This window comes from Streptomyces thermolilacinus SPC6 (genome assembly GCF_000478605.2).
In the GTDB taxonomy this organism is placed as follows: Bacteria; Actinomycetota; Actinomycetes; order Streptomycetales; family Streptomycetaceae; genus Streptomyces; species Streptomyces thermolilacinus.
This window is the reverse complement of the sequence record NZ_ASHX02000001.1, coordinates 6,251,484-6,275,349: the sequence shown is the minus strand read 5'-3', so window position 1 is coordinate 6,275,349 and position 23,866 is coordinate 6,251,484. Positions and strand designations below refer to the sequence as shown.

The following is a 23,866-nucleotide window of genomic DNA, read 5'->3' as shown; positions in this document are numbered from 1 at the left end:
GGAGGACGGCGAGGCGACACCGGGATGGTTGGCACATGACCAAGGAACCGACGGCTGCCACGGCATCGGGTACGGCAGCAGCAGCGGCATCGAGCGACGCGGTGTACGGCGCGCCGTGCTGGGTCAGTCTGATGACCCGCGACCTGCGGGCCGCGCACGACTTCTACGGCGCCGTGATGGGGTGGGAGTTCCGGCCCGCCCGACTGGGTGAGGACTTCAGCGTGGCGCTGTCCGGCGGCAAGGCGGTCGCCGGGGTGGGCGCGCTGGCCTCGGCGTTCCATGTGGCGGTGGCCTGGACGCCGTACTTCGCGGTGCGGGACGCCGACGTGACGGCGGGGCGCATCCGGGAGCGCAGCGGCACGGTCGCGGTGGGTCCGGTCGCGTTCGTCATGGGGCGCGGGGCGCTGGCAGCGGACCGGGACGGCGCGGTGTTCGGCATCTGGGAGGGCGAGCTGCCCAGGGGCTGGGAGGGCTGGCGGTCGGCGGCCCCGGCGTGGGCGCGGCTGCACACGCGGGACGCGTTCGAGGCGGCGATCTTCTACGGGGAGGTCCTCGACTGGGCGTGCGGGCAGCCGGGCTGCTGCGACGTGGAGTACGAGGGCGACGAGGTCGTGCTGCGCAGCGGCGGCCGGGCGGTGGCACGGCTGTCGTCGGGCGCGCTGGAGGAGGCCCCCGACCCGGCGATCCGGCCGCGCTGGCAGGTGCACTTCCCCGTGTCGGACGTGGAGAAGCGGGTGACGGCCGCGCTCCAGCACGGCGGGACGGTCATCACCCACGAGCCGGGGGTGCAGGCGACGCTGCGTGACCCGGACGGCGGCCTGTTCACCCTGACGGACGCGGACACCGCCGAGCGCACCGGGTCCGGGACCGGCACCGACCTGGCCGACACGGACGCGGCGACCATGGAGCCGCCCGACTGACCCCGCCCGAACCGCCCGACGCACCGTCCCGCCCCAGCACCGCGCCGGGGGCCCTGCACCGCGCCGGGGGCCGTCCGTGCCTCACCGCACGGGCGGCCCCCGGCCGCGCTCGGGCCGTCCCGGTCAGCCCGCCTTGCGGGGGTGCAGCGGGGCCGTGTCCAGGCCGGCGCCCTCCCGCAGCCCGCGCAGCAGCGCCTCGACGGCCTCGGTCCCGGTGTGCCGGGGCTGCCAGCCCAGCTCCTCACGGGCGCGGGAGCAGTCCATCAGCGGCAGCCTCAGGAACGCGTCGAACAGGTGGGGCGACGACGGCACCAGGCGCAGCGACCAGGCGGCCGCGAGCGCGGTGCGGGCCGCCAGGCGCGGCAGGCGCACGACCTTCGCGTCGAGCAGCCCGGCCAGGTCGGCGGCGCTCAGCGGCGGGTCGGCCGCCAGGTTGTACGCGCCGCTCGCGGAGTCGTCCAGGACGGCGCGGCGGTAGCCGTCGGCGGCGTCGTCGGTGTGCAGCGCCTGGAAGACGAGCCCCTCGATGTCGGGGACGGCGGGGACGAACCTCGGGTCGGCGAGCCGCCCGGGGACCAGGCTCCCGGCGAAGATGCGCAGCTGCTCGCTCGCGGAGGCCTCCTTGAAGAGGAACGACGTCCGCATCCGTACGACCCGGACGCCCGGGTTCCTGGGCTCGAAGCCGTCCAGTACGCGTTCCAGGTACGCCTTCTCGCGGCAGTACGCGGCCTCGGGCCAGCCGTGGGTGGGCCAGGACTCGTCCACCGGCCGGTCCTTCGGGCCCGGCGAATACGCGCCGACGGACGAGGCGTACACGAGGGCGGGGACCCCGGCCGCTGCGACGGCGCGGAAGACCCGCATGCCGCCCAGCACATTGGTCCGCCAGGTGGCGAGCGGGTCGTGGGTCGGCTGGAACGCCCAGGCCAGGTGGACCACGGCGTCGGCGCCGTCGAAGAGGGCGGTCAGCTCCCGGTCGGCGTCCTTCTCGATGTCCGCCTCCGCCCACTCCGTGCGGGGCGGAGACCAGCGGGGGCGGCGGCGCGCCACGCCGAGGACGGAACCGACACGCGGATCGTCGGCCAGGGCGGCGACGACGCTGGTGCCGACGTTGCCGGTGGCTCCGGTGACGACGACTCTCCTGCCGGGCTGTGTGGTCACGGGTGCTCCTCCTCGGTCGGGACCGTGTACCGGGACGGCGCGCGGATGCGCGCCCCGGGGCGCGCCGAGTACCCCCTTCGCGCCGGTTCACCTCTGCGCGGCGCCGTGGCGCAAAGATCCATTCGGAGCGGCGGCAACGCCCCCACCTGCGGGGCGACCCGCCGGGCGGGGGTTCACGGGGGCCGCACTAAGATCGTTTCCGTAAGGACTCTCCAACGGTTTCGGCCATGCTGGCCGGAACACCGCAGGCCTTTGGCATATGCCGTAGACATGACCGGTCCGAGTGTTGCCAAATGACTTACGACCGCTTCGCGCCTGTGTCACAGTCTTGGGTGGTCCTTGCTTTTCAAGCCATGGCCGCGTGCCTGTATCGGAGTTCCCCATGCCGTCCCCCCTGTTCGCGGAACGTCCCAGTCAGCAGCCGCCGCAGCGCGGCCAGGTGGACGCCCTCATCTCGCAGACCCGTCGGCTGCGCGGAGACGTGGACGCCGTACGCCGGGACGCCGCGGCCGACGAGACCGACCCGCACGCCCGCTGGCAGCGCGCCCTGTGCGACCTGGCCGTGCACCAGCTCGACGACCTCGGCGCCCACCTGGGGCAGTTGAGGGAGGGCGTTCCCGAGCGGACCGCTCGGGGGGCGGACGAGGCGCCGGGTCCCGGCGCGCGGGACGGCCGCCCGCTCGGCGAGGAGGCCACCGGCTCCCTGCTGACCCGCGTCGGCAGCGCCGAGTGGAACCTGCTGACGGACGAGGTCAGCTGGTCCGACGAGCTGTACCGGATCTTCGGCCGCTCCCCCGGCAAGGGACCGATGTCCCTGGACGAGCTGCCGGCCCTCGTGTTCGTGGAGGACCAGCCGCTCCTCACCCAACTGGTGACGGACTGTCTGGTCGACGGCAAGCCGATCGACGGTGAGTTCCGGGTCGTCCGGGCCGACGGCCGCGTGCGCACCCTGCACATGGCGGGCGAGCCGGTCCTCGACGGCGAGGGCCGCACGGCGTCCATGTGGGCGGTGTTCCGGGACGTCAGCGAACTGCGCCGCAGCGAGCGCGCGGTCCGCGAGACCCGCGAGTCGCTTCGTCGGCGCCATGAGCGGGAGCTGGCCGGGCGCCGGTTCACGGCGGATCTTTGGGAGGCGGTCCTGCCGTCCTGGCGGGGGCCGCTGAGGCTCGCGGGGGACGGGCCCGCCCCGCTGGACGCCGCCGGGCACCACCTGCCGTCCGGCGACGGCGGCCGGATCGGCGGCGACTGGTACGACGTGCTGGAACTGCCCGACGGAAACGCGCTGCTGGCGGTCGGCGACCTGACCGGGCACGGCGTGTCGGCCACCTCGCAGACGGCGATGCTGCTCGGCGCCCTGCGCGGCCTCGCCCTCGCGGGCATCCGGCCGGGCGCACTGCTCGGCCACCTCAACCAGTTGATGGAAGCCGCCGCGCAGCCCGCACTCGGCAGCGCCCTGTGCTGCCACTACGACCCGGCGACCAGGACGCTCACCTGGGCGCAGGCCGGACACCCCGCCCCCCTGCTGTTCCGCGACGGGACGGGCCGCGCCCTGGACCGGCCGGAGGGCGCTCTGCTGGGCGCGACGGCGTCAGGCGCCGCCTACGAGCAGGCGGAGGTCCGGCTGCGCCCCGGTGATCTGCTGCTGCTCCACACGGAGGGGCTGACCAGGAGCGAGGCCGGGCTCGGCGCGGACGCGACGGGCACGGACCGGCTGCTGGCGCTCGCGCCGCGGTTCGCCCGCGCCAGGGACGCGCGGGACTGTGTGCGGATGGCGGTCGAGGGGCCGGGCGGCACGGAGCGCGTGGACGACGCCTGCGCCGTGGCAGCCAGGGTCGGCGCCCAGGCGTAGACCGCGCCTGCCGGGAGTACGGGAGACGTACGTCCGGGTGCCGCGCGTTCCCGGGCCGTGGCAGGAGACAACGGGGGTGCGTGGGACGGCGGGTGTGCGGGTGCCGTGTGTGCGGGGGGTGCCGCCGTGCGCGCGGGCGGGGGTGCTGTGGTGCGTGAGGCGGGCCTTGGCCGAGCCCGCCCCGGTCAGGCACCGCTGAGGCCCGGCTTCTTCGACTGGTCCTTGGGCATCGCGTACTCGATCCGCTCCCGCAGGTCTTTGATCCGCGAGTAGCTGGCGTACCGGCCGGTGAGCCGGTACATCTCGCGCAGCCGGTCCCAGGTGCGCCGTGAGGAGTTGCTGCCCATCGCGGCCAGGGCGAGGCGCGCGTAGCGGTCCGCCTGCTCCGGGTCGTCGGCGATGAAGCACGCCGACGCCATGGAGAGATGGTCGAAGATCTTGGAACGTTCACGGCCGTCGATCCGCAGCTCCAGGGCCTTCTGCGCGAAGTACTGCGCCTGCTTGGCCGCGGACGGCTCGTGTTCGGCGAGCGTCCGGTAGGCGAGCGCCTGCATGCCGTACAGGTCCTCGGACTTGAAGGTCTGCATCCACACCGGCAGCGGCCCGTCGCCCTTGTCGGAGACGAACAGGTCCTCCGCCTCGCCCAGGGTGCGGCGCATCGCCTGGCCGCGGCCCATGGAGGCGTGCGCCCACGCCTCGATCGTGTGGAGCATCGCCCGGGTGCGCGGCAGGACCTCCTCGCCGGAGCCGAGCTTGGCGAGCTGGAGCAGGTCCAGCGCCTCGTCGGGACGGCCGAGGTGGACCATCTGGCGGGCGCAGCGGGACAGGGCCTCCCCGGCGCGGGGCAGGTCGCCGCCCTCGCGGGCCGCGTGCGCGGCGATGATGAAGTACTTCTGCGCCGTGGGCTCCAGGCCCACGTCGTGGGACATCCAGCCCGCGAGGACGGCGAGGTTGGCAGCGACGCCCCACAGGCGCCTCTGGATCGTCTCCGGGTGGCGGTAGGCGAGCATCCCGCCCACCTCGTTGAGCTGGCCGACGACGGCCTTGCGCTGGAGGCCGCCGCCCTTGGCCGCGTCCCAGGCGCGGAACACCTCGACGGAGGCCTCCAGCTCCTCCACCTCCTGCAAGCCGATGGGGGCGGCCTCGTAGCGGTCCAGCCCCGCGGGGTCCGCGGGCCGGGCGTCGGAGGTACCGGGGGCGCCGGTGTTCCCGGAGCCCGTACGGAACCAGTCGTGCATGGCGCTGGTGATGGTGGAGCCAGTGGTGAGCAGGGCTCCGGCGCTCATCAAGCCGCGTCGGTTGAGCATGAGGTCCATTCCCGTGAATTCGGTGAGGACCGTGGCCGTGCGTTCGGGCGCCCAGGGCAGCGCGTCAGGGTTGTCGGTGTGCCTGACGTCCCGCCGTCTCCCGGCGCGCCCGTGTCGTACGAACCCGAGGTCCTCGATGGTCACGACACGGCCGAGTCGCTCGGTGAACAGAGCCGCCAGCACCCTCGGTACGGGATCGCGCGGGATCTCTCCCATGTCGATCCAGCGCCGCACCCGCGAGGTGTCCGTGGCCAGCTGGGGGTGGCCCATGGCCGCCGCCTGCCGGTTGACCAGCCGCGCGAGCTCGCCCTTCGACCAGCCGGCGAGGCCGAACAGATCGGAGAGGCGGGTGTTGGGTTGTCCTGTCACGTCAAGCCCCCAGGTTCTCGGCTGAGTTGACAGTAGCCCTCCGTCATGGGGGTGGCGACTATTCGCCAGGGTTCGCCAGGGTGCGCGAGATGGTTCGCCACCCGTCACGGGGTGTCAGGTAGGAACGCGCCACCCCGTCCCGTCGACGGCCCTCATTCCCCAGGGTGTCGGACCGGCGACGGGACGGGGCAGCGTACGCAGTCGTCGGCACACGAAGGGATCTGTCTCGCCCATGTACACAGCATCGTCCTCCGTGTCCGCCCCGCCCCGGCCCCGTACCGTACCGGCCGGAAGCGGCCCGTACCCGGGTCCGGCCCAGGTGGGCCGGAGCAGGCGCTGGGCGGGGGCGGTGACCGGTCCGCTCAGCGGGAGGATCGACCTGTCGGGGCCCCAGGGCGCCCAGTTGCGGAAGGCGATCGCGTCCGTGCAGCGCATCTGCCCGGAGTTCAACCCCGTGCAGGTGATGCGCCGCAGCGGACGCTCGGTGCTGCTCGTCGGCACGACGGGCCGCGCCACCGCCGTGGCCAAGTGTTTACTGGACCACTCCCCCGTGTGGGTCGAGCGGTTCCGGCACGAGATCGCCGCGTACCGCACGTTCGTACGGCACCGTCCCCCGGTGCGGGTGCCCCGGCTGATCGCGGCGGACCCGGACAACGGCACCCTGGTCGTGGAGCGGATGCCGGGCCGGGCGGCGGGCTTGAGCCGCCATGTGGCGCAGGCGCCGCCGCGGGCCGACTTCAAGGCCGTACTGGGCGCGGTGGAGAGCCTCAACCGGTGGCGCCCGCCGGCCGGGACGTTCGACGCGCCGCTGGACTACGCGGCGCGCATCGCCCGCTACCACGAACTGGGCCTGTTCACCGACCGGGACCGCGACGACCTCCAGAAGCTGCTGCACGGCCTGGCGCTCTCCGGCGGCCGCCACGGCATGGGCCAGTTCTGCCACGGTGACGCGCTGCTGTCGAACATGCTGCTGTCGCCGACCGGTCCGGTGCTGGTCGACTGGGAGCACGCGGGCTGGTACCTGCCGGGCTACGACCTGGCGACGCTGTGGACGGTCCTCGGGGACGCGCCGCTGGCACGGCGGCAGATCAGCCAGCACGCGCAGTACGGCGGGCCGGCGGCGCGCGACGCGTTCCTGGTGAACCTGATGCTCGTCCTGACGCGGGAGATCCGCACGTACGAGACGGCGGTGCAGCGGACGATACGAGAGGCTCCGCCCGCCGGTTCCGTCCCCGTCCAGCCCGGCGCCCTCTCGCCCGGCGAGGAGCAGCGGCTGCTGTTGCGGCGGCTGCACGACGACTGCGCGCTGGCACGGCGGGCCGTGCGCGCGGCGGTCGGCACACGCTGACCGTATGACGGGGGGCGGCGCGCCGTGCGCCCGGTGTACGCACCGGGCGGCGGCGCGCCGTCGCGCGCGGGTGCGGTCGCGGGCGGCTGCGGTCGCGCGCCCCGTCGCGCGCGGGGCGGGTTGTGCGCCGTCGCATCCGGCCCGGCGAGGGCGTGACCCGCGCCCCCGGTTCGGTGTTCATACGACTGACGGGTGCTTCCGCCTGTGCCCGCGGGCAGCGGGCGGGGCCTGCGCCGGTCTCCACGTACAGCGAAAGGCATTGGACACGCATGGCACAGCCGTTCGTACTCCCCGACTTCTATCTGCCGTATCCCGCGCGGCTCAATCCGCACGTGGACGCGGCGCGGGCGCACACGAAGGAGTGGGCGCGCCGCATGGGCATGCTGGAGGGCTCGGGGATCTGGGAGGAACACGACCTGGACTCCCACGACTACGCGCTGCTGTGCGCGTACACCCATCCCGACTGCGACGCCGAGGCGCTGTCCCTGGTCACCGACTGGTACGTGTGGGTGTTCTTCTTCGACGACCACTTCCTGGAGGTCTTCAAGCGGACGCAGGACCGGGAGGGCGGCAAGGCGTACCTGGACCGGCTCCCGGCGTTCATGCCGACGGACCCGTCGGCCGAGGTGCCCGAGCCGCAGAACCCGGTCGAGGCGGGCCTCGCCGACCTGTGGGCGCGGACCGTTCCCGCGATGTCGCAGGCGTGGCGGGCGCGGTTCGCGGTGGCGACGGAGAACCTGCTGAACGAATCCCTGTGGGAGCTGTCCAACATCAACGAGGGGCGGGTGGCGAACCCGCTCGAGTACATCGAGATGCGCCGCAAGGTCGGCGGCGCGCCCTGGTCGGCGGGACTCGTGGAGTACGCGGTGGGCGCGGAGGTGCCGGAGGCGGTGGCGGATTCGCGGCCGCTGCGGGTGCTGCGCGACACGTTCTCCGACGCGGTGCACCTGCGCAACGACCTGTTCTCGTACCAGCGCGAGGTGGAGGACGAGGGCGAGAACAGCAACGGCGTGCTGGTCCTGGAACGGTTCCTGGGCTGTTCGACGCAGGAGGCGGCGGACGCCGTGAACGACCTGCTGACCTCCCGGCTCCAGCAGTTCGAGCACACGGCGCTGACCGAGGTGGCGCCGCTGTGCGCCGAGCACGGGCTGGACGCGGTGCGGGCGGCGGCGGTCATGGCGTACGCGAAGGGCCTTCAGGACTGGCAGTCCGGCGGGCACGAGTGGCACATGCGCTCCAGCCGGTACATGAATGAGGGCGCGGTGGACGCCGTTCCGGGCAGTGGCGCGTTCGGGATGTCGGCCGCGTCGATCCGGCTGACGCCCCGCTCGGAGACGGCGCGGTGGCGGGGTTTCTCGCACGTGCCGTTCCAGCACGTCGGGCCGTCGGTGCTGCCGCCGGTCGAGCTGCCGTTCCAGGTGACGCTCAACGAGCACCTGGAGGGGGCGCGGGTGCGGTGCGTCGCGTGGATCGCCGCGATGGGCATGCTGGACGAGCAGCCGGGGCAGCCCGGTTCGCGCGTCTGGACGGAGCGGATGGCCACCGGGTACGACCTGCCGCTGTGCGCGTCCGGGCTGCACCCGCACGCGGGCGCCGACGAGCTGGACGTGGCGTCGCACTGGCTGGCGTGGGGCACGTACGCGGACGACCTGTACCCGGTCGTGTACGGCAGGCCCCGGGACATGGCGGGGGCGAGGGCGCAGAACGAGCGGCTGCGGGCGTTCATGCCGCTGGACGGCTCCCCCGGCTCGATGCCCACGCCGGTGAACGCGCTGGAGCGGGGCCTCGCCGACCTATGGCCCCGGACGGCGGGACCGATGAACGACCGGGACCGCGCCGCCTTCCGCAGGGCCGTGGAGGTCATGGTGGACAGCTGGCTGTGGGAGCTGGCGAACCAGGCGCAGAACCGGATTCCGGAGCCGGTGGACTACATCGAGATGCGGCGGGCCACGTTCGGCTCCGACATGACGATCGCCCTGTGCCGCATCGGCATCGGCAACCTCGTCCCGGTGGAGGTGTTCCACAGCGGGACGGTACGGGCGCTGGAGAACGCGGCGGTGGACTTCGCGACGCTGCTGAACGACCTCTACTCGTACCAGAAGGAGATCGAGTTCGAGGGGGAGATCCACAACTGCGTGCTGGTCACGCAGAACTTCTTCGACGTGGACCACCCCACGGCGGTGGCCATCACCGGCGACCTGATGAACTCCCGCATGCGGCAGTTCCAGCACGTCGTCGCCCACGAACTGCCCGTGCTGTACGAGGACATGGCGCTCGACCAGGAGGCCCGCGCCGCGATGGACGGGTATGTGCGGCAGCTGGAGAACTGGATGGCCGGCATCCACACCTGGCACGAGGGCTGCGAGCGCTACCGGGAGGAGGTCCTCCGCCGCAACCTCGCCGAGGCACCGGCTGCGGGCAGCGGACTCCCGGGCGGCCCGACGGGCCTCGGCACCGCGGCAGCCCGCCTGACGGCCCTGCTGGCCTCGTAGCGCCGCGCCCCGTCCCTGCGAGGTGCGAGCGCCGCCGCGCGTGGAGCGGTCCTCCCGGCGAACGAGGACCACTCCGCGCGCGAACAGCGTGGCCCCCTCTCCGGACAGGTGGACCCGCGCCGCGTGGCGCGGGTCGACGCAGGGCACATCGATCGACATCGCGGTACCGCTTGGTCCGGTGGACGGTCAGCCCCGACCCGGACCTCTCCGGCAAGCCCTCGGCGAGGAACGCGTCCCCGACCCGGACCACCTCGCCGACGCACCGGACGACGCAGATCCCGCCTCGCACGGTCGCCGCTTGCACTGACTGGACCTGCGTCCGGCCGTCCACGGCTCTCCCCCTGCCCGTACGGCCGACGGGCCACGACCGCTGCTCGCTGGAGACGACACCCCCAAGGGCGGCGTGCGCCCGTGACGCACCTATCGTCCCGCATGTGCGCCAGCGCCGGCGGTGCGGCCGGCCCCACCTCTCCACTGCTCCAGCCAGGAGGCGGCCTGCTGGGCGCTTCGGTGTGGGGCGCGGCATATGATCCGTCCGGCGGGGCCGTAGCGCAGAGGTCGTCGCGCACGGGCCCATCATCCGTGAGGACGCCGGTTCGAATCCGGCCGGTCCCGCCCCACCCCGTTTCCGACGCGCGCGTCCTCCCGGCGCGTCCGTTCCCGGCGATGGTGGCGCTCAGTCGTTGTACCGCTTCAGATGGAGGACCTTGCCGTACTCCTGGCCCAGCCACAGGCGGCGGTCCTCGCCGAAGCCCTCGAGGCGCGTGTTGTCCTGCGATGGCGCTCCAGCAGGGCGGTCACGAACGTCGCCAGCGCGGCTGGGTCGATCCGGAACTCGTCGCTGTCCCCCATGGACCCGATGCCCGACGGAAGGCCCAGCTCCGCCTCGAAGAGCGCCACATGGCGCCGGAACATGCGGGAAGCCCCCTGGGAAGGGTTCCACAGGGTCTCGCCGCCCAGGTTGCAGTACTCGCTCATCCACGCCCCCCTCTCCGCCGGTGACGAGGGGCCGGCACAGGGGAGCTCGAACACCGCTGTCGCCGGGGTTTCGGCCCGTTCGGGCGGTGAGGGGCTGCGGGGCGGCTACGCGCGGCGGGTGCCGCGGAGCTGGTCCAGTTCCCGGCGTTCGCGCTTGGTGGGGCGGCCGGCGCCCCGGTTGCGTACGCCCGCGAGGGCGACGTGTTCGCGGGGCGGCGCGGGCGGGGTCTTGTCCGTGTACGCCTCGACGGCGACGGGCGCGCCCACGCGCTTGGTGAGGACCCGCTTCACCTCGACGACCCGTTCCCGGCCCGCGTGGAAGACGCGCACCTCGTCGCCGGGCTTGACCGCCTGGGCGGGCTTGGCGCGCTCGCCGTTGACGCGGACGTGTCCGGCGCGGCAGGCCGTGGCGGCCTGGGAGCGGGTCTTGGTGAGGCGTACGGCCCAGATCCAGCTGTCCACGCGGGCCGTCGCGTTCGTGTCCTGGGACGGGTGGGTCTTCGCCTCGTGCGTCGCTGCCATGACGCTCCTCGTCGGTCAGCCCTGCTGGAACAGTTCCGCGGGGAGCGGCTTGAGCAGGGCGTACAGGTCGTCGGTGATGGGCCGGTCCCAGCTGGCGATGGTCACCAGGACGTTGTCGCTGCGGTCGAACTGGACGCAGGAGATCCGGCTCTCGGTGAGCTTCAGGCGGCGCACGATGAGGAGGTTGTCGCCCTGCATCACCGGGACGTCCTCGGTCTCGACCACCTCGACGTCGTCGTCCATGTCCAGCGCCGCGAGGAGCTGGGCCACCTCGAAGGGCACCTGGCCCTCGGCGAGGTCGCGGGCCGGGGAGCCCTCCGGCAGGTTGCCGATGATCATCGCGGGGCCGCGGCCGCCGAAGAGGTCGTAGCGGAGGAACACTCCCTGGCACGTGCCGTCGGGGGCGGGGAGCAGGCCGGCGCCGAGATTCCCGGGCCAGTCGCCCGGGTCCATGGCCAGGACGTCGAAGTCCGGGCCCGCGGGTGTGGCGGGGCTGCGGCGGCGGAGGAAGGACATGCGCCCATGGTACGTGTCCTGGGCCACGGCGCGGCGTCCGGGGCGCCCTTGCGGGGCGGGGCCCGAGGCCGGTTCTGAAGGGTCCGGCGGGCCCCCGGTTCACCGGTTCGGGGGACGCCGGGGAGAGGCGGCCGCCGGGGGGCGAGTGGGTGAGCCGGGCGCCGGCCGAAGCGCGCACCGGGGACGCCGGGCGGCGGGCGTCAGGGAGTCGAGCGGAGTGGGCCGGGTGCCGCGCTGTGCGGAGTCGAGTGGGGTGGGCCGGGCGCGGGGAAGCGGGCGCCGCGCTGTGCCGGTGGCCGCGCGTGCGGGCGGTCGCGCGTGGGGCTGGTCGCGCCCGTGGGGGTGGGCCGGGGGTGCCGCCTTCGACGGCGCGCGTAGGGTCGGCCGGTATGACCGTCGCGCGTTCCGTCGTCCTGTTCCTCGTCGCCGCCCTGTTCGAAATCGGCGGCGCCTGGCTCGTGTGGCAGGGCATCCGTGAGCACCGGGGCTGGATCTGGATCGGTGCCGGTGTGGCCGCCCTCGGTCTCTACGGTGTCGTCGCGACCCTCCAGGACAGTGCCGACTTCGGGCGGGTGCTCGCCGCGTACGGCGGGGTGTTCGTCGCCGGTTCGATCGCCTGGGGCATGGTCGCCGACGGCTACCGCCCGGACCGGTTCGACGTCGTCGGCGCGCTGATCTGCCTCGCCGGGATGGCCGTGATCATGTATGCGCCGCGGGGTCACTGACCGCAGCCCTCTTGCCGGGGAGGGGGGTCGCGGGGTAACTGATCGGATGCGGCTCGACCGAATGGTCGGTAGCCGGTCGGACGATCGACGCGCGACGGGTGGAGGACGGCACATGGCCGAGGATCTGCGGGACGCCGGGGAGCGGCTTGACCGGGAGGAGCTGGCGGCGCTCCAACTGGAGCGGCTGCGGGCGACGCTCCGGCACGCGTACGAGAACGTGCCCTTCCACCGGCGGTCGTTCGACGCGGCGGGGGTGCGGCCGGAGGACTGCCGTTCACTGGCGGACCTGGCGCGGTTCCCGTTCACCACCAAGGCGGACCTGCGGGACGAGTACCCGTTCGGGATGTTCGCGGTGGACCGGTCGCGGGTGCGGCGCATCCACGCGTCGAGCGGGACGACGGGCCTGCCCACCGTGGTCGGCTACACGGAACGGGACCTGGACATGTGGGCGGACGTGGTGGCGCGGTCGATCCGCGCGGCCGGTGGCCGCCCGGGCCAGGTCGTGCACGTGGCGTACGGGTACGGGCTGTTCACCGGCGGGCTCGGGGCGCACGGCGGGGCGGAGCGGCTGGGCTGCACGGTGGTGCCCGCCTCCGGTGGGATGACGGCGCGCCAGGTGCGGCTGATCCAGGACTTCCGCCCGGAGGTGATCATGGTCACGCCGTCGTACATGCTGACGCTGCTCGACGAGTTCGAGCGGCAGGGTGTCGATCCGCGCTCGACCTCGCTGAAGGTGGGGATCTTCGGCGCCGAGCCGTGGACGGAGGAGATGCGGCGGGAGATCGAGGAGCGGTTCGCGATCGACGCGGTGGACATCTACGGCCTGTCGGAGGTGATCGGCCCCGGTGTGGCGCAGGAGTGCGTGGAGACCAAGGACGGGCTGCACATCTGGGAGGACCACTTCTACCCGGAGGTGGTGGACCCGGTGACGGGCGAGGTGCTGCCGGACGGGGAGCGGGGCGAGCTGGTGTTCACCTCGCTCACCAAGGAGGCCATGCCGGTGGTGCGGTACCGGACGCGGGACCTGACGCGGCTGCTGCCCGGCACGGCGCGGGTGTTCCGGCGGATGGAGAAGGTGACGGGCCGCAGCGACGACATGGTGATCGTGCGCGGGGTGAACCTCTTCCCGACGCAGATCGAGGAGGTCCTGCTGCGGACCCCGGGCCTGGCGCCGCACTTCCAGCTGCGGCTGACCCGTGTGGGGCGCATGGACGCGCTGACCGTGCGGGTCGAGGCGCGCGCGGACACGGCGCCGGAGCGGAGGGCGGACGCGGCGCGGGAGGTGCGGGCCGCCGTCAAGGACGGCATCGGGGTGGCGGTCGCGGTGGAGGTGGTGGACCCGGGGACGCTGGAGCGGTCGGTGGGGAAGATCAAGCGGATCGTGGATCTCCGGGAGAACCCTGAGAAGGCCGGGGCCGAAGGGGGTTCCCAGGGGTGATCCCGGATCAGTCCCGGGGAGGATGACAGTGCCCGCCTCCGGATGAGTGCATGGGTCAACTGATCTGTGTCACCGCCCAGTTGGGAGGCGCGTTGTTCCTCCGTACCAGTCTGAGACGTCTGTTGCCCGTCGCCGCGGCCGTGTTCGCCACGGCCGCGGCCGGGACCCTGCCGGCCGGGGCCGCCCCGCCCCAGGCCCCGCCGTCGGCCGGGGAGGGCCACCGGCCGACGGCGGGCGGCCTGTCGGCGACGATCCGCTACACCGAGTACGGCATCCCCCACATCCTGGCGAGGGACTACGCGAGTCTGGGCTTCGGCACCGGCTGGGCGCAGGCCGCCGACCAGGTGTGCGTCCTCGCCGACGGGTTCACGACCGTGCGGGGTGAGCGGTCGCGGTACTTCGGCGCGACCGGCACGACCGACGGGTCGCTGTCGTCGGCCCGTACGAACCTCTCCAGCGACCTGTACTTCGCCGGGGTGCGGGAGTCCCGCACGGTGGAGCGGCTGCTGGCGCGGCCCGCGCCCGCCGGGCCCGGCCGGGAGCAGAAGGAGGCGATGCGGGGCTGGGCCGCCGGGTACAACGCCTGGCTGGAGCGGAACAAGGTGACCGACCCGGCGTGCGCGGGCAAGCCGTGGGTGCGTCCTGTGACCGCCCTGGACGTGGCCCGGCGGGCGCACGCGCTGGCCGTCATCGGCGGCGAGGGGGCCCTCGTGGAGGGCATCACGGCCGCGCGCCCGCCCGCCTCCAACACGGCGGGGCGCGGCGCCGACCCGGACAAGGTGGCCGCGGCGGCGCGGGAGATGTTCGACGAGCGGAACGCGACGATGGGGTCCAACGCCGTCGCGTTCTCCGGGCGCGCCACCGCCAACGGGCGGGGCCTTCTCCTCGGCAACCCGCACTACCCGTGGCACGGCGGCCGCCGGTTCTGGCAGTCGCAGCAGACGATCCCCGGCGAGCTGAACGTGCAGGGCGCCTCGCTGCTGGGGTCGCCGCTCGTGCAGATCGGGTTCACCGACAAGGTGGCGTGGAGCCACACCGTCGCGACCGGCCGGACCATGAACCTGCACCAGCTGACCCTGGACCCGGCCGACCCGACCGCCTACCTGGTGGACGGGAAGTCCGAGCCGATGACGCGGCGGACGGTGACCGTCCCGGTGGCGGGCGGCGAGCCGGTGACCCGTACGCAGTGGTGGACCCGGTACGGCCCGGTCGTGACGTCCTTCGGCGGCGACCCGCTGCCGTGGACGGCGACGACCGCGTACGCGCTGCACGACCCCAACGCGCGCAACCTCCGCATGGCCGACACGTCCCTGGCGCTGGCGAAGGCCCGCTCCACGAAGGAGATGGCCGACGCGCTGCGCCGCACGCAGGGCCTGCCCTGGGTGAACACGGTCGCCTCCGACCGGGACGGCGGCACGCTCATGGCGCAGGCGCAGGTGGTGCCGAGGATCACCGACGAGCTGGCCGAGCGGTGCTCGACGCCGCTGGGCCGCGCCCTGTACCCGGCGACGGGTGTGGCGGTGCTCGACGGGTCGCGCGGCGACTGCGCGCTGGGCCGGGACCGGGACGCGGTGGAGCCCGGCATCATGGGCCCGGCGCGCTGGCCGCTCCTGGCGGACGCCCCGTACGCGGAGAACTCCAACGACAGCGCCTGGCTGAGCAACGCCGACCGGCCGCTGACCGGGTACGAGCGGGTCTTCGGCGACATCGGCACGGAGCGGTCGCTGCGGACGCGCGGGGCGATCGAGGACGTCGCGGCCATGGCCCGGCGCGGCTCGCTGACCGTGGCGGACCTCCAGCGGCAGCAGTTCGCGAACCGGGTGCCCGCCGCCGACCTGACGGTCGACGACGTGGTGCGGGCCTGCCCGGCGGCGCTGCCGGGCGACACGGAGGCGTGCCGGGTGCTCGCGGGCTGGGACCGCCGCATGGACACCGGCAGCCGGGGCGCGCTGCTGTTCGACCGGTTCTGGCTGATGCTCCAGCGGGAGTCGCGGGGCGCCGGGCTGTGGAAGGTGCCGTTCTCGGCGGCCGACCCGGTGGGCACCCCGCGCGACCTGGACACCGACGCGCCGGGCTTCGCCACCGCGCTGCGCGGCGCGGTCGCCGAGCTGCGGGCCGCGGGCATCCCGCTGGACGCGCCGCTCGGGGAGCACCAGTTCGTGGTGCGCGGCGGGCAGCGCATCCCCGTGCACGGCGGTACGGGGACGGGCGTGTGGAACATGACCGTGCCCGTGTGGGCCCCGGCGGGCGGCGGCTACACGGAGGTGCGGCACGGGACGAGCCACGTGCAGGCGGTCGGCTGGGACGGCGGCCGGTGCCCGGTGGCGCGGACGCTGCTGACGTACTCCCAGTCGTCCGACCCGACGTCGCCGCACCACGCGGACCAGACCCGGCTGTACTCGGGTGAGCGGTGGGTGACCGCCCGGTTCTGCGAGCGGGACATCCTGCGCGACCCGGCGCTGCGGGTGGTGCGCGTGACGCAGTGACCCCCCCCCGGCCCGCGGCGGCCGGGCCCTGACGGCCGGTCGCCGCGGGCCGGTCGTCAGGGGCTGAACGAGAGGAACACGAACGCCGCGAACAGCAGCAGGTGGACGCCGCTCTGCAACAGGGTGGCCCGGCCGGGCACCACGGTGAGGGCGCTCACCACGGCGGTGAGCGCCAGCAGCACCAGGTGGACGGGGCCCAGCCCCAGCACCAGCGTGCCGGGCAGCCACACGGAGGCGAGCGCGATCGTCGGCACGGTCAGTCCGATGCTGGCGATCGCGGAGCCGTACGCCAGGTTCAGGCTCGTCTGGAAGCGGCCGCCGCGCGCGGCGCGCAGCGCGGCCAGGGTCTCAGGCAGCAGCACCATGAGGGCGATCACGACGCCGACGACGGCCGTGGGCAGCCCGGCGGTCCGCACGCCCGACTCGATCGTCGGCGAGACCAGCTTGGCCAGCCCGACGACGGCGAGCAGGGCCGCCATCAGCAGGCCCAGGCTCCACCGTGCCTCGGCGCGGGTGGGCGGCGCGGCCTGCCCGGCCGGGTCGACGGGCCGTCCTTCGGCGGTGACGGGCAGGAAGTAGCTGCGGTGGCGGACCGTCTGCACCGTGACGAACAGTCCGTACAGGCTGAGGGAGGCCACGGCGGCGAACGCGAGCTGCGCCCCGCTGAACCGCGGCCCGGGGGTGCTGGTGGTGAAGGCGGGCAGCACGAGCGTCGTGGTGGCGAGGGTGGTGACGGTGGCGAGGGCGGCGCCGGAGCCCTCGGCGTTGAAGACGGCGACGCGCCCGCGTCGGAGGGTCGCCACCAGCAGCGACAGGCCGACGATGCCGTTGCAGGTGATCATGACTGCGGCGAAGACGGTGTCGCGGGCGTAGGTGGAGGCCTCGTCGCCGCCCGAGGCCATCAGCATGACGACCAGGCCGACCTCGATGACCGTCACGGCCACGGCGAGGACGAGCGACCCGAAGGGCTCGCCGACGCGGTGGGCGACCACTTCGGCGTGGTGGACGGCGGACAGCACGGCGCCCGCCAGACACAGTCCGACGAGGGCCACGACCGGCCCTGGCAGGTCGCGGCCCCAGCACAGGGCGAGGACGAGCAGCGCGACGAGCGGCACCCAGGTGGTGCGCTCCCGCCACAGGCGCGGCACCGTGGTCCTTCCGCCGCCCGGCTTCCTCCCGGTCGCGCGGTCGCCGTCCCCACCGGTCTGCGTACCCATGCGGCCACGCTGCCATCGCGGCGCGCGGGGCGCACGCCGACGCGGCTGATGGGGGCTCAGTTCCCGTGTCGGCCTCCTTGACGGGTGGGTGCGGCGGTAAGAAAGTTTCATCTGATGAACGCGACGGCGAAGGTTTCCTTCAGACGGCGGTGCTGCCGGAGGCGGGGAGGGCGGTCATGGTGCGGGACCCGGTTGCGGGCGGGGTCGGGCGGCGGGCGTTCGGCGGCGGGGTGCTGGCGTTGGGGGGTGCGCTGGTGATCGGCCCGCTCCCGGGCGCCGCCGCCGCGCGCCGGGACGGCACGACGGCCGACGGGACGGGCGCGGCGCCCCAGGGGACGGGCGGTCCGGTGCTGCGGCACGGCACGGCCGAGCAGGCGGGGCTGCTGCCCGGCCACCTCGATCTGCTGACGGCGGACGCCGAGCGGTACCTCGGCCCCTCCCCCACGCACCCCTGGTACGCGGGCGCGGTGATCCTCGCGGGGCGCGGCCCGTTCGTGGCGCTGCACCAGGCGATCGGCTACGCGGTGCGGTACGCGGCGTACGACGAGACGACCGGGCGGGGCGTGGAGCTGCCGCCCGAGCAGCGGATCCCGATGCGTGAGGACACCGTCTTCGACCTGGCGTCGCTGACCAAGCTGTTCACCTCGCTCCTCGCGGTGCAGCTGCTGGAGCGGGGCGAGCTGGAGCTGGAGGGCGCGGTCGCCGAGCGCCTGCCGGACTTCGGCGGGGGCGGCAAGGGCGGCATCACGGTGCGTCACCTGCTCACCCACACGTCGGGGCTGCGGGCGTGGCTCCCGCTGTACGAGCAGCCGACCCGCGAGGGCAAGCTGCGGCTGCTGTGGGACGAGCGGCCCCTGAACCCGCCCGGCACCGTGTACCGCTACTCCGACCTGAACCTGATCGCCTTGCAGCTGCTGCTGGAGGAGGTCACCGGGCGGCCGCTGGACGCGCTGCTGCGGGAGCGGATCACGGGCCCGCTGGGGATGCGGCGCACCCGCTTCAACCCGCCCGCTTCGTGGCGGCCCCGGATCGCGGCGACCGAGGACGCGCGCAGGCCGTGGTCGGGGCTCGACCGGGGCATGGTGTGGGGCGAGGTGCACGACGAGAACGCGTACGGCTTCGGCGGGGTCGCCGGGCACGCGGGGGTCTTCTCCTGCGCCTGGGACCTGGCCGTCCTCGCCCGTACGCTGCTGAACGGCGGCGCCTACGGCAGCGCGCGCGTCCTGCGCCCCGAGTCCGTGGAGCTGATGTTCACCGACTTCAACACGGCGTTCCCCGGCGACGAGCACGGGCTCGGCTTCGAGCTGTACCAGCACTGGTACATGGGCGCGATGGCCACGCCCCGCACGGCCGGGCACACCGGGTTCACCGGGACGAGCCTGGTCCTCGACCCGACGACCGACTCGTTCCTGATCCTGCTGGGCAACTCCGTCCACCCGGTCCGCACTTGGCGCTCCGGCTCCGCGCCCCGGGTCGCGGTGGCCGACCGCATGGCGCGGGCGGTACCGGTCAGGCCCGCGCACGGCAGGACCGCCTGGTTCGCCGGGACGGCGTCGGCCGCGACGGCGACGCTGACCCTGCCCCCCGTACGGACCGCGACGGCGCGGGCGCGGCTGCGGTGCGCCCTGTGGTGGGACACCGAGCCGGGCGCGGACACGGTCGTCCTGGAGGCGGCGGTGGAGCCTGCCAGGGGCGCGGCGGCCGAGTGGCGGCCGGTGCCGTTCGTGACCGTACGGCCGGGCGGGGAGGCGCGGGAGCACCCGGGCGGCTCGGTCACGGGCTGGTCGGGGCGGGTCTGGCACCGGCTGGAGGCCGACCTGTCGGCGTGGTCCGGCGCCGGTCCGCTGCGGCTGCGCTGGCGGTACCGGACGGACACCCGCTATGTGGGGCGCGGCGTGTACGTGGACGGGCTGCGGGTCCTGGACGGCGGGCAAACGCTGTTCGACGAGGCGCGCCCGTCGGACGCGGCGCTCATCGAGGCGGACGGCTGGACGGCGTCGGCCGACTGAGCCCGGACGTCCCCGCCCGGCCTTCCGAGGGGCGGGGATTAGGGTCAAGTCCCATGATCGATGGAGGATTTGCGGGATATCTGGACCGGCTCTGCGTCACCCCGTCCGGGACGCCGTCGAGGGACGAGCTGTTCGCGTTGCAGCGGGCACACCTGGAGCGCGTGCCGTACGAGAACATCGGCATCCAGGTCGGCAGGCCGCCCGGCATGGAGCCGGAGCTCTCGGTGCGCCGGTTCGCGGCGGGGCAGGGCGGCTACTGCTTCCACCTGAACGGCGGCTTCGCCGCGCTGCTCGCCGCCCTCGGCTACGACGTGACGCTCCATGTGGGCGGCGTCCACGAGGACCGGGACGGGCGGGGCGCGAACGGCAACCACATGGCGCTGACCGTGCGGGTGGACGGCGAGGGCTGGTTCGTGGACGTGGGCCTGGGCGACGGGCCGGTCGAGCCGCTGCCGCTGCGCGCGGGGACGTACCGGCAGGGCCCGTTCACGTACGGCATGGAGCCGTCGGTGACCGAGCCGGGCGGGTGGACGTTCCTCCACGACGAGCGCGGCACCTTCCGGGTGATGGAGTTCCGGGGCGGGGCCGCCGCGCCGGAGGACTTCGCCGCCGAGCACGTACGGCTGTCCACCGCCCCCGACTCGCCGTTCATGACGACGTTCGCCGTGCTGCGCCGCGCCCCGGACGCGGCGCATGCGCTGCGCGGCCGGGTGGTGCGGCGGATCGGCGCGGCGGGCACGGAGGAGCGGGTCGTGGACTCGGAGGAGGAGTGGTTCGGCCTGCTGGAGGGTGCCTTCCGCCGCGACCTCGGCGACCTGGACGCCGACGACCGGGCGGCCCTGTGGAAGCGGGTGAGCCTCGCGCACGAGGAGTGGCTGCGCTCCCGCGACGAGCGGGCCGGGCGGGACTGAGACGGGCCGCCGCGTCCCCCGGATGCGGGTACGCGGCGGGACGGGGAGACTGGACGGCAGGGGGTCACTCGGCGAGAGGACGACCCATGTCCATGATGGACAAGCTCAAGAACATGCTGAAGGGGCACGAGGCGCAGGCCGGCAAGGGCGTCGACAAGTCCGGCGACTATGTGGACAAGCGCGCGCAGGGCCGTCACAGCGGCCATGTGGACACCGCGCAGGACCGGCTCAAGGACCAGCTGGGCCGTGACCCTGAGCAGCGCCGGGAGCCGCCCGCCCAGCCCTGACCCGTCGCCCTCCTCTCCCCTCACGCATGGGTCCTCCGGGCCGGCCGCGCCACGCGGCCGGCCCGGAGCCGTGCGCGGTGGCGGTTCGGGTGGGGCGTGCGGGTGGGGGGCGCCACCCGGTCGTACGTCTCGGCGTGCGGGGCGCTCACGGCTGGTGAAGAGTCGTGGCGAGTCCCCCACTCGAAGGAGAGAAACATGCTTCGCCGCATCTCGATCGCTCTGGCCGGTCTGCTCGCCGTCGGATTCCTCACCGCCGCCCCCGCCGCCGCACACGGCGGCGATGGTGGTGTGAAGGGCTGCTGGCTGAGCGGCGGTCACGTCAAGGCGGGCGACGTCCACGTCGCCGGGTTCGAAGGAACCTGCTGGCACGTGGGCTGACCGCTGCCGCAGCGACGGCGTTCTCGGGCGGGTACCCGGTGCGGGTGCCCGCCCGAACGGCTGCCCGGACGGGCGGGCCGACCGGGCGGACAGGTGACCCCGCGTCAGCCGCCTGCCGGGGGACGGCGGCGGGACGCGGCGACGCGCCGGTACAGCTCCACCGCCTCCGCGTGGCGGCCCAGCTGCTCCAGGCACTGCGCCTCGTCGTTGCGGCTGGCGAGCGTGTCCGGGTGGTCGGGTCCGAAGGCCCGCTCGCGGGCGGCGGCGACCTGCCGGTACCGGTCGAGCGCCTCGGACCAGCGGCCGAGCCAGCCCAGGCACACGGCGACCTCCCGGCCGCTGACCAGCGTGTCCGGGTGGTCGGGGCCCAGTACGCGGGCGCGGATCGCGGTGACCTCGCGGGCCTCGGCGAGCGCCTCCTCCCAGCGGCCGAGCCGTCCCAGGTTGACGCCGAGGCCGTGCCGGGCGCGCAGGGTCTCCGGGTCGTCGGGGCCCTGCGCCCGGGTGCGGGCGGCGGCCAGGGCCCGGTACAGCTCCAGGGCCTCCCGGCCGCGTCCGAGGCGCCCCAGGCAGATCCCGGCCTCGTAGCGGGCGGCGAGCGTGTCGGGGTGGTCCGGGCCGAGCGCACGGGCGCGGGCGTCGGCGACCTGCTGGTACGTGCCGAGCGCGTCGGCCCAGCGGTCGAGGCGGCCCAGGGTGTGGGCCACCTCGTAGAGCGTGGCCAGCGTGTCGGGATGGCCGGGGCCGAACAGCCTGGCGCGGGCGGCGGCCACCTCGTACGCCATCCGGTACGACTCCTCCAGGCGGCCGAGCCTGCCGAGCGTGAACGCCAGGTTGTGGCGGCAGCGCAGCGTGTCCGGGTGCTCGGCGCCCATGACGCGCTCGCGGGCGGCGAGGACCTCGGCGTACACGGGGTGGGCCTCGGCGTGCCGGCCGAGGCGGCCCAGGACGTACGCGGTCTCCTGACGGGCCCTGAGCGTGTCGGGGTGGTCGGGGCCCAGGACGCGGGCGCGGCTCTCCGCGACGTGGCCGAACGCGCGCAGGGCGTCGGCGGAACGGCCCGCGCGACTGAGGGCGAAGGCGTGCTCGTAACGGCTGTTCAGGGTGTCGGGGTGGTCGGGGCCGAGGGCCCGCTCGCGCTCGGCGGCGACGGAGCGGTGCACGTCGGCGGCCTCCGCCCAGCGGCCCAGGCGCCCCAGGCTGAGACCCGCGCCGTGCCGCCCGGCCAGGACGCCCAGCAGCTCCGGCTCGACGGCCGGTACGGGGGCCGGTACGGCGGGAGATCCAGGTGGAGGGGCGGCCGGGAGGCCGGGCGGGGTGGCGGTGGCGGCGGCCAGGACGCCGGGTGCCGGGGCCGAGGGCGGGGTGTGGAACGTGCCGGGGACGGGGGACGCCGGGGTGAGGGGCGGGGTCTGCGGGCGCGGGGGTACGGCGGTGGCCGTCGTCCAGTGGCCGGTCAGGGCCGTGGCCGCCTCGTCCCGCGGGAGCGCGGCGTGCGGCAGGGTCGCCCGGACCGACGCGCGGCCGATCGTCATGGAGCGGGTCCAGGCGGGCAGCCGCGGCGCGGGGACGGCCGGGGCCGCCGGTACGGGTATGGGGCCGAGCGGGACGTACCCGGACGGGCCGGGGGGCAGGACGGCGCGGCTGCCGGTGATGCGGCGGCGCAGGTCGCCCGCGTCGGCGGGGCGGGCCTCCGGGGTCTTGGCGAGCAGGTCCAGCACGATCCGCTCGAACAGCGGCGGCAGGTCGGCGCGGCGCTTGCGGAGGGGCTCCGGCGGTGTGTCGCGGTGGCCGACGAGGATCGCCCATGTGTCGTCCTGGTCGAACGGCGGGGCGCCGGTGGCGATTTCGTACAGGACGCAGCCCAGCGAGTACAGGTCGCTGCGGTGGTCCACCTCGCCGCCGCTGATCTGCTCGGGCGACATGTAGTGCGGGGTGCCCATGGCGATTCCGGTGCTGGTGAGGCGGGAGGAGACGCCGATGCCGTCGCCGAGGCGCGCGATGCCGAAGTCGCAGATCTTCACCGTGCCGTCGGCGAGGCGCATGATGTTCGCCGGTTTGAGGTCACGGTGGACGATGCCCTGGCGGTGCGTGTACGCGAGGGCGTCGGCGACCTGTTCGGCGATGTCCACCACGTCGTGGACGGGCAGCGGGTGGTGGGCGTTGTCGCCCAGGAGCTGGCTGAGGTTGCGGCCCTCCAGCAGTTCCATGACGAGGAACAGGGTGCCGTCCGCCTCGCCGAAGTCGTGGACCACCGTCACGCCCCGGTGCTGGAGGGCCGCGGCCACCCGGGCCTCGCGCCGGAACCGTTCCCGCAGCACCCCCGCGACGCCGTCGTCATGGCGCGGTCCCAGCGGTTTGAGGCACTTCACGGCGACCCTGCGGCCGAGCGACTCGTCGGTGGCGCGCCACACCTCGCCCATGCCGCCGCGCCCGATCACCTCCAGCAGCCGGTAGCGGCCGTGGATGAGCCTGGTCTCCGCCATCGCGTGGTGTCGCCCCCGTCGTTCCCGTGCCTCCCCGGCCCGTCCAGTATGGCGCCCTGTCTGCGGAGTTTGTACGGGGCGGTACAGGCGTGGAGACGGTCAGGTGGCGATGACGACCGCCATCACGGCGAACAGGGCGGCCACCAGGACGACCACGACCAGGATCATCGCCAGTGGGGCCTTGGCCCAGCCCGTCGGCGGGTTGTGGGTCTCGCGGGGGCCCGCGCCGGACAGGCCGCCCTCGCCCGGTGGGGTCTCGCCGGGCGGTGTGAGGCCGCCGGAGTCCACCCGCGGGGTGCGGTCGGGGTCGGGGTCGTGTGGGTTGATGTGGTGGGTCATGGGAGACGAGTGCGCAGCTCGCGGGGTTTCATGCCCCTTCTCCGGGCACCCGGACCTGCGCGGGCCGCCGGCGCGGTCCGGTGTCGCGCGCAAGCGTGCGCGAGTGTGCGCAAGCCTGCGGACGCGTACAG

Annotated in this window: 19 protein-coding genes and 1 tRNA gene; 12 read left to right on the top strand and 8 right to left on the bottom strand. The window is 74.4% G+C overall.

All coding sequences use genetic code 11. The features are described from left to right. Window positions 1–35 precede the first annotated feature (35 nt). A complete protein-coding gene (locus J116_RS27235) occupies window positions 36–920 on the top strand; it encodes a VOC family protein (protein WP_023590252.1) in 885 nt (294 codons plus the stop codon). A 123-nt stretch (window positions 921–1,043) separates the two neighbouring features. On the opposite strand, the gene J116_RS27230 is transcribed toward J116_RS27235, so the two are convergent. Then, on the bottom strand, window positions 1,044–2,078 hold the full coding sequence (locus J116_RS27230) for an NAD-dependent epimerase/dehydratase family protein (RefSeq protein ID WP_023590251.1): 1,035 nt from the start codon (window positions 2,076–2,078) through the stop codon (window positions 1,044–1,046). 382 nt (window positions 2,079–2,460) lie between these two features. On the opposite strand from J116_RS27230, the gene J116_RS27225 reads away from it, so the two are divergent. Beyond that, window positions 2,461–3,927: a PP2C family protein-serine/threonine phosphatase gene (locus J116_RS27225; protein WP_023590250.1), complete on the top strand. Its 1,467-nt coding sequence runs from the start codon at window positions 2,461–2,463 to the stop codon at window positions 3,925–3,927. 185 nt (window positions 3,928–4,112) lie between these two features. Here J116_RS27225 and J116_RS27220 read toward each other — a convergent pair whose 3' ends face one another. Further along, window positions 4,113–5,603 carry a DNA-binding protein NsdB gene (locus J116_RS27220; RefSeq protein ID WP_023590249.1) on the bottom strand — a complete coding sequence of 497 codons (1,491 nt, stop codon included), beginning with the start codon at window positions 5,601–5,603 and terminating at the stop codon, window positions 4,113–4,115. Between the two features lie 232 nt (window positions 5,604–5,835). On the opposite strand from J116_RS27220, the gene J116_RS27215 reads away from it, so the two are divergent. From J116_RS27215 to J116_RS27205, 3 genes are all read left to right on the top strand, one after another. Next, complete coding sequence (locus J116_RS27215) at window positions 5,836–6,951, top strand: aminoglycoside phosphotransferase family protein (protein WP_028964593.1); 1,116 nt, start codon at window positions 5,836–5,838, stop codon at window positions 6,949–6,951. A 269-nt stretch (window positions 6,952–7,220) separates the two neighbouring features. Further along, window positions 7,221–9,443 carry a terpene synthase family protein gene (locus J116_RS27210; RefSeq protein ID WP_023590247.1) on the top strand — a complete coding sequence of 741 codons (2,223 nt, stop codon included), beginning with the start codon at window positions 7,221–7,223 and terminating at the stop codon, window positions 9,441–9,443. Window positions 9,444–9,983: 540 nt separating this feature from the next. Further along, window positions 9,984–10,058 (top strand) — tRNA-Met (locus tag J116_RS27205). A 78-nt stretch (window positions 10,059–10,136) separates the two neighbouring features. On the opposite strand, the gene J116_RS27200 is transcribed toward J116_RS27205, so the two are convergent. The 3 genes from J116_RS27200 to J116_RS27190 all read right to left on the bottom strand — a co-directional run bounded on the left by J116_RS27200 (window position 10,137) and on the right by J116_RS27190 (window position 11,459). Next, window positions 10,137–10,421 carry a DUF6086 family protein gene (locus J116_RS27200; RefSeq protein WP_023590246.1) on the bottom strand — a complete coding sequence of 95 codons (285 nt, stop codon included), beginning with the start codon at window positions 10,419–10,421 and terminating at the stop codon, window positions 10,137–10,139. Between the two features lie 105 nt (window positions 10,422–10,526). Beyond that, window positions 10,527–10,943, bottom strand: coding sequence for an RNA-binding S4 domain-containing protein (locus tag J116_RS27195; RefSeq protein ID WP_023590245.1), 417 nt, complete (start codon window positions 10,941–10,943; stop codon window positions 10,527–10,529). A gap of 15 nt (window positions 10,944–10,958) precedes the next feature. Continuing rightward, the gene (locus J116_RS27190; protein ID WP_028964592.1) at window positions 10,959–11,459 is read right to left on the bottom strand and encodes a hypothetical protein; all 501 of its coding nucleotides are present in this window, start codon (window positions 11,457–11,459) and stop codon (window positions 10,959–10,961) included. 389 nt (window positions 11,460–11,848) lie between these two features. On the opposite strand from J116_RS27190, the gene J116_RS27185 reads away from it, so the two are divergent. The 3 genes from J116_RS27185 to J116_RS27175 all read left to right on the top strand — a co-directional run bounded on the left by J116_RS27185 (window position 11,849) and on the right by J116_RS27175 (window position 16,108). Beyond that, window positions 11,849–12,184, top strand: a complete 336-nt coding sequence (locus J116_RS27185; RefSeq protein WP_023590243.1) for a YnfA family protein — start codon at window positions 11,849–11,851, stop codon at window positions 12,182–12,184. 112 nt (window positions 12,185–12,296) lie between these two features. After that, on the top strand, window positions 12,297–13,622 hold the full coding sequence (paaK, locus tag J116_RS27180) for a phenylacetate--CoA ligase PaaK (RefSeq protein ID WP_023590242.1): 1,326 nt from the start codon (window positions 12,297–12,299) through the stop codon (window positions 13,620–13,622). 50 nt (window positions 13,623–13,672) lie between these two features. After that, the gene (locus tag J116_RS27175) at window positions 13,673–16,108 is read left to right on the top strand and encodes a penicillin acylase family protein (protein WP_051203635.1); all 2,436 of its coding nucleotides are present in this window, start codon (window positions 13,673–13,675) and stop codon (window positions 16,106–16,108) included. A gap of 56 nt (window positions 16,109–16,164) precedes the next feature. Here J116_RS27175 and J116_RS27170 read toward each other — a convergent pair whose 3' ends face one another. Continuing rightward, window positions 16,165–17,325, bottom strand: a complete 1,161-nt coding sequence (locus tag J116_RS27170) for a calcium:proton antiporter (protein ID WP_079147820.1) — start codon at window positions 17,323–17,325, stop codon at window positions 16,165–16,167. Window positions 17,326–17,501: 176 nt separating this feature from the next. Here J116_RS27170 and J116_RS27165 point away from each other — a divergent pair, with 176 nt between their 5' ends. The 4 genes from J116_RS27165 to J116_RS27150 all read left to right on the top strand — a co-directional run bounded on the left by J116_RS27165 (window position 17,502) and on the right by J116_RS27150 (window position 20,910). Further along, window positions 17,502–19,334, top strand: coding sequence for a serine hydrolase (locus J116_RS27165; RefSeq protein WP_023590239.1), 1,833 nt, complete (start codon window positions 17,502–17,504; stop codon window positions 19,332–19,334). Window positions 19,335–19,387: 53 nt separating this feature from the next. Continuing rightward, window positions 19,388–20,245, top strand: a complete 858-nt coding sequence (locus J116_RS27160; RefSeq protein WP_023590238.1) for an arylamine N-acetyltransferase family protein — start codon at window positions 19,388–19,390, stop codon at window positions 20,243–20,245. Between the two features lie 86 nt (window positions 20,246–20,331). Continuing rightward, window positions 20,332–20,532: an antitoxin gene (locus tag J116_RS27155; RefSeq protein ID WP_023590237.1), complete on the top strand. Its 201-nt coding sequence runs from the start codon at window positions 20,332–20,334 to the stop codon at window positions 20,530–20,532. Window positions 20,533–20,727: 195 nt separating this feature from the next. Next, on the top strand, window positions 20,728–20,910 hold the full coding sequence (locus J116_RS27150; RefSeq protein ID WP_028964589.1) for a hypothetical protein: 183 nt from the start codon (window positions 20,728–20,730) through the stop codon (window positions 20,908–20,910). 104 nt (window positions 20,911–21,014) lie between these two features. Here the strand turns inward: J116_RS27150 and J116_RS27145 are convergent, their stop codons facing one another. After that, on the bottom strand, window positions 21,015–23,396 hold the full coding sequence (locus J116_RS27145; RefSeq protein ID WP_023590235.1) for a serine/threonine-protein kinase: 2,382 nt from the start codon (window positions 23,394–23,396) through the stop codon (window positions 21,015–21,017). A 99-nt stretch (window positions 23,397–23,495) separates the two neighbouring features. Further along, entirely contained in the window at window positions 23,496–23,735 is a 240-nt protein-coding gene (locus J116_RS27140) for a DUF6480 family protein (protein WP_023590234.1), read from the bottom strand. Window positions 23,736–23,866 lie beyond the last annotated feature (131 nt).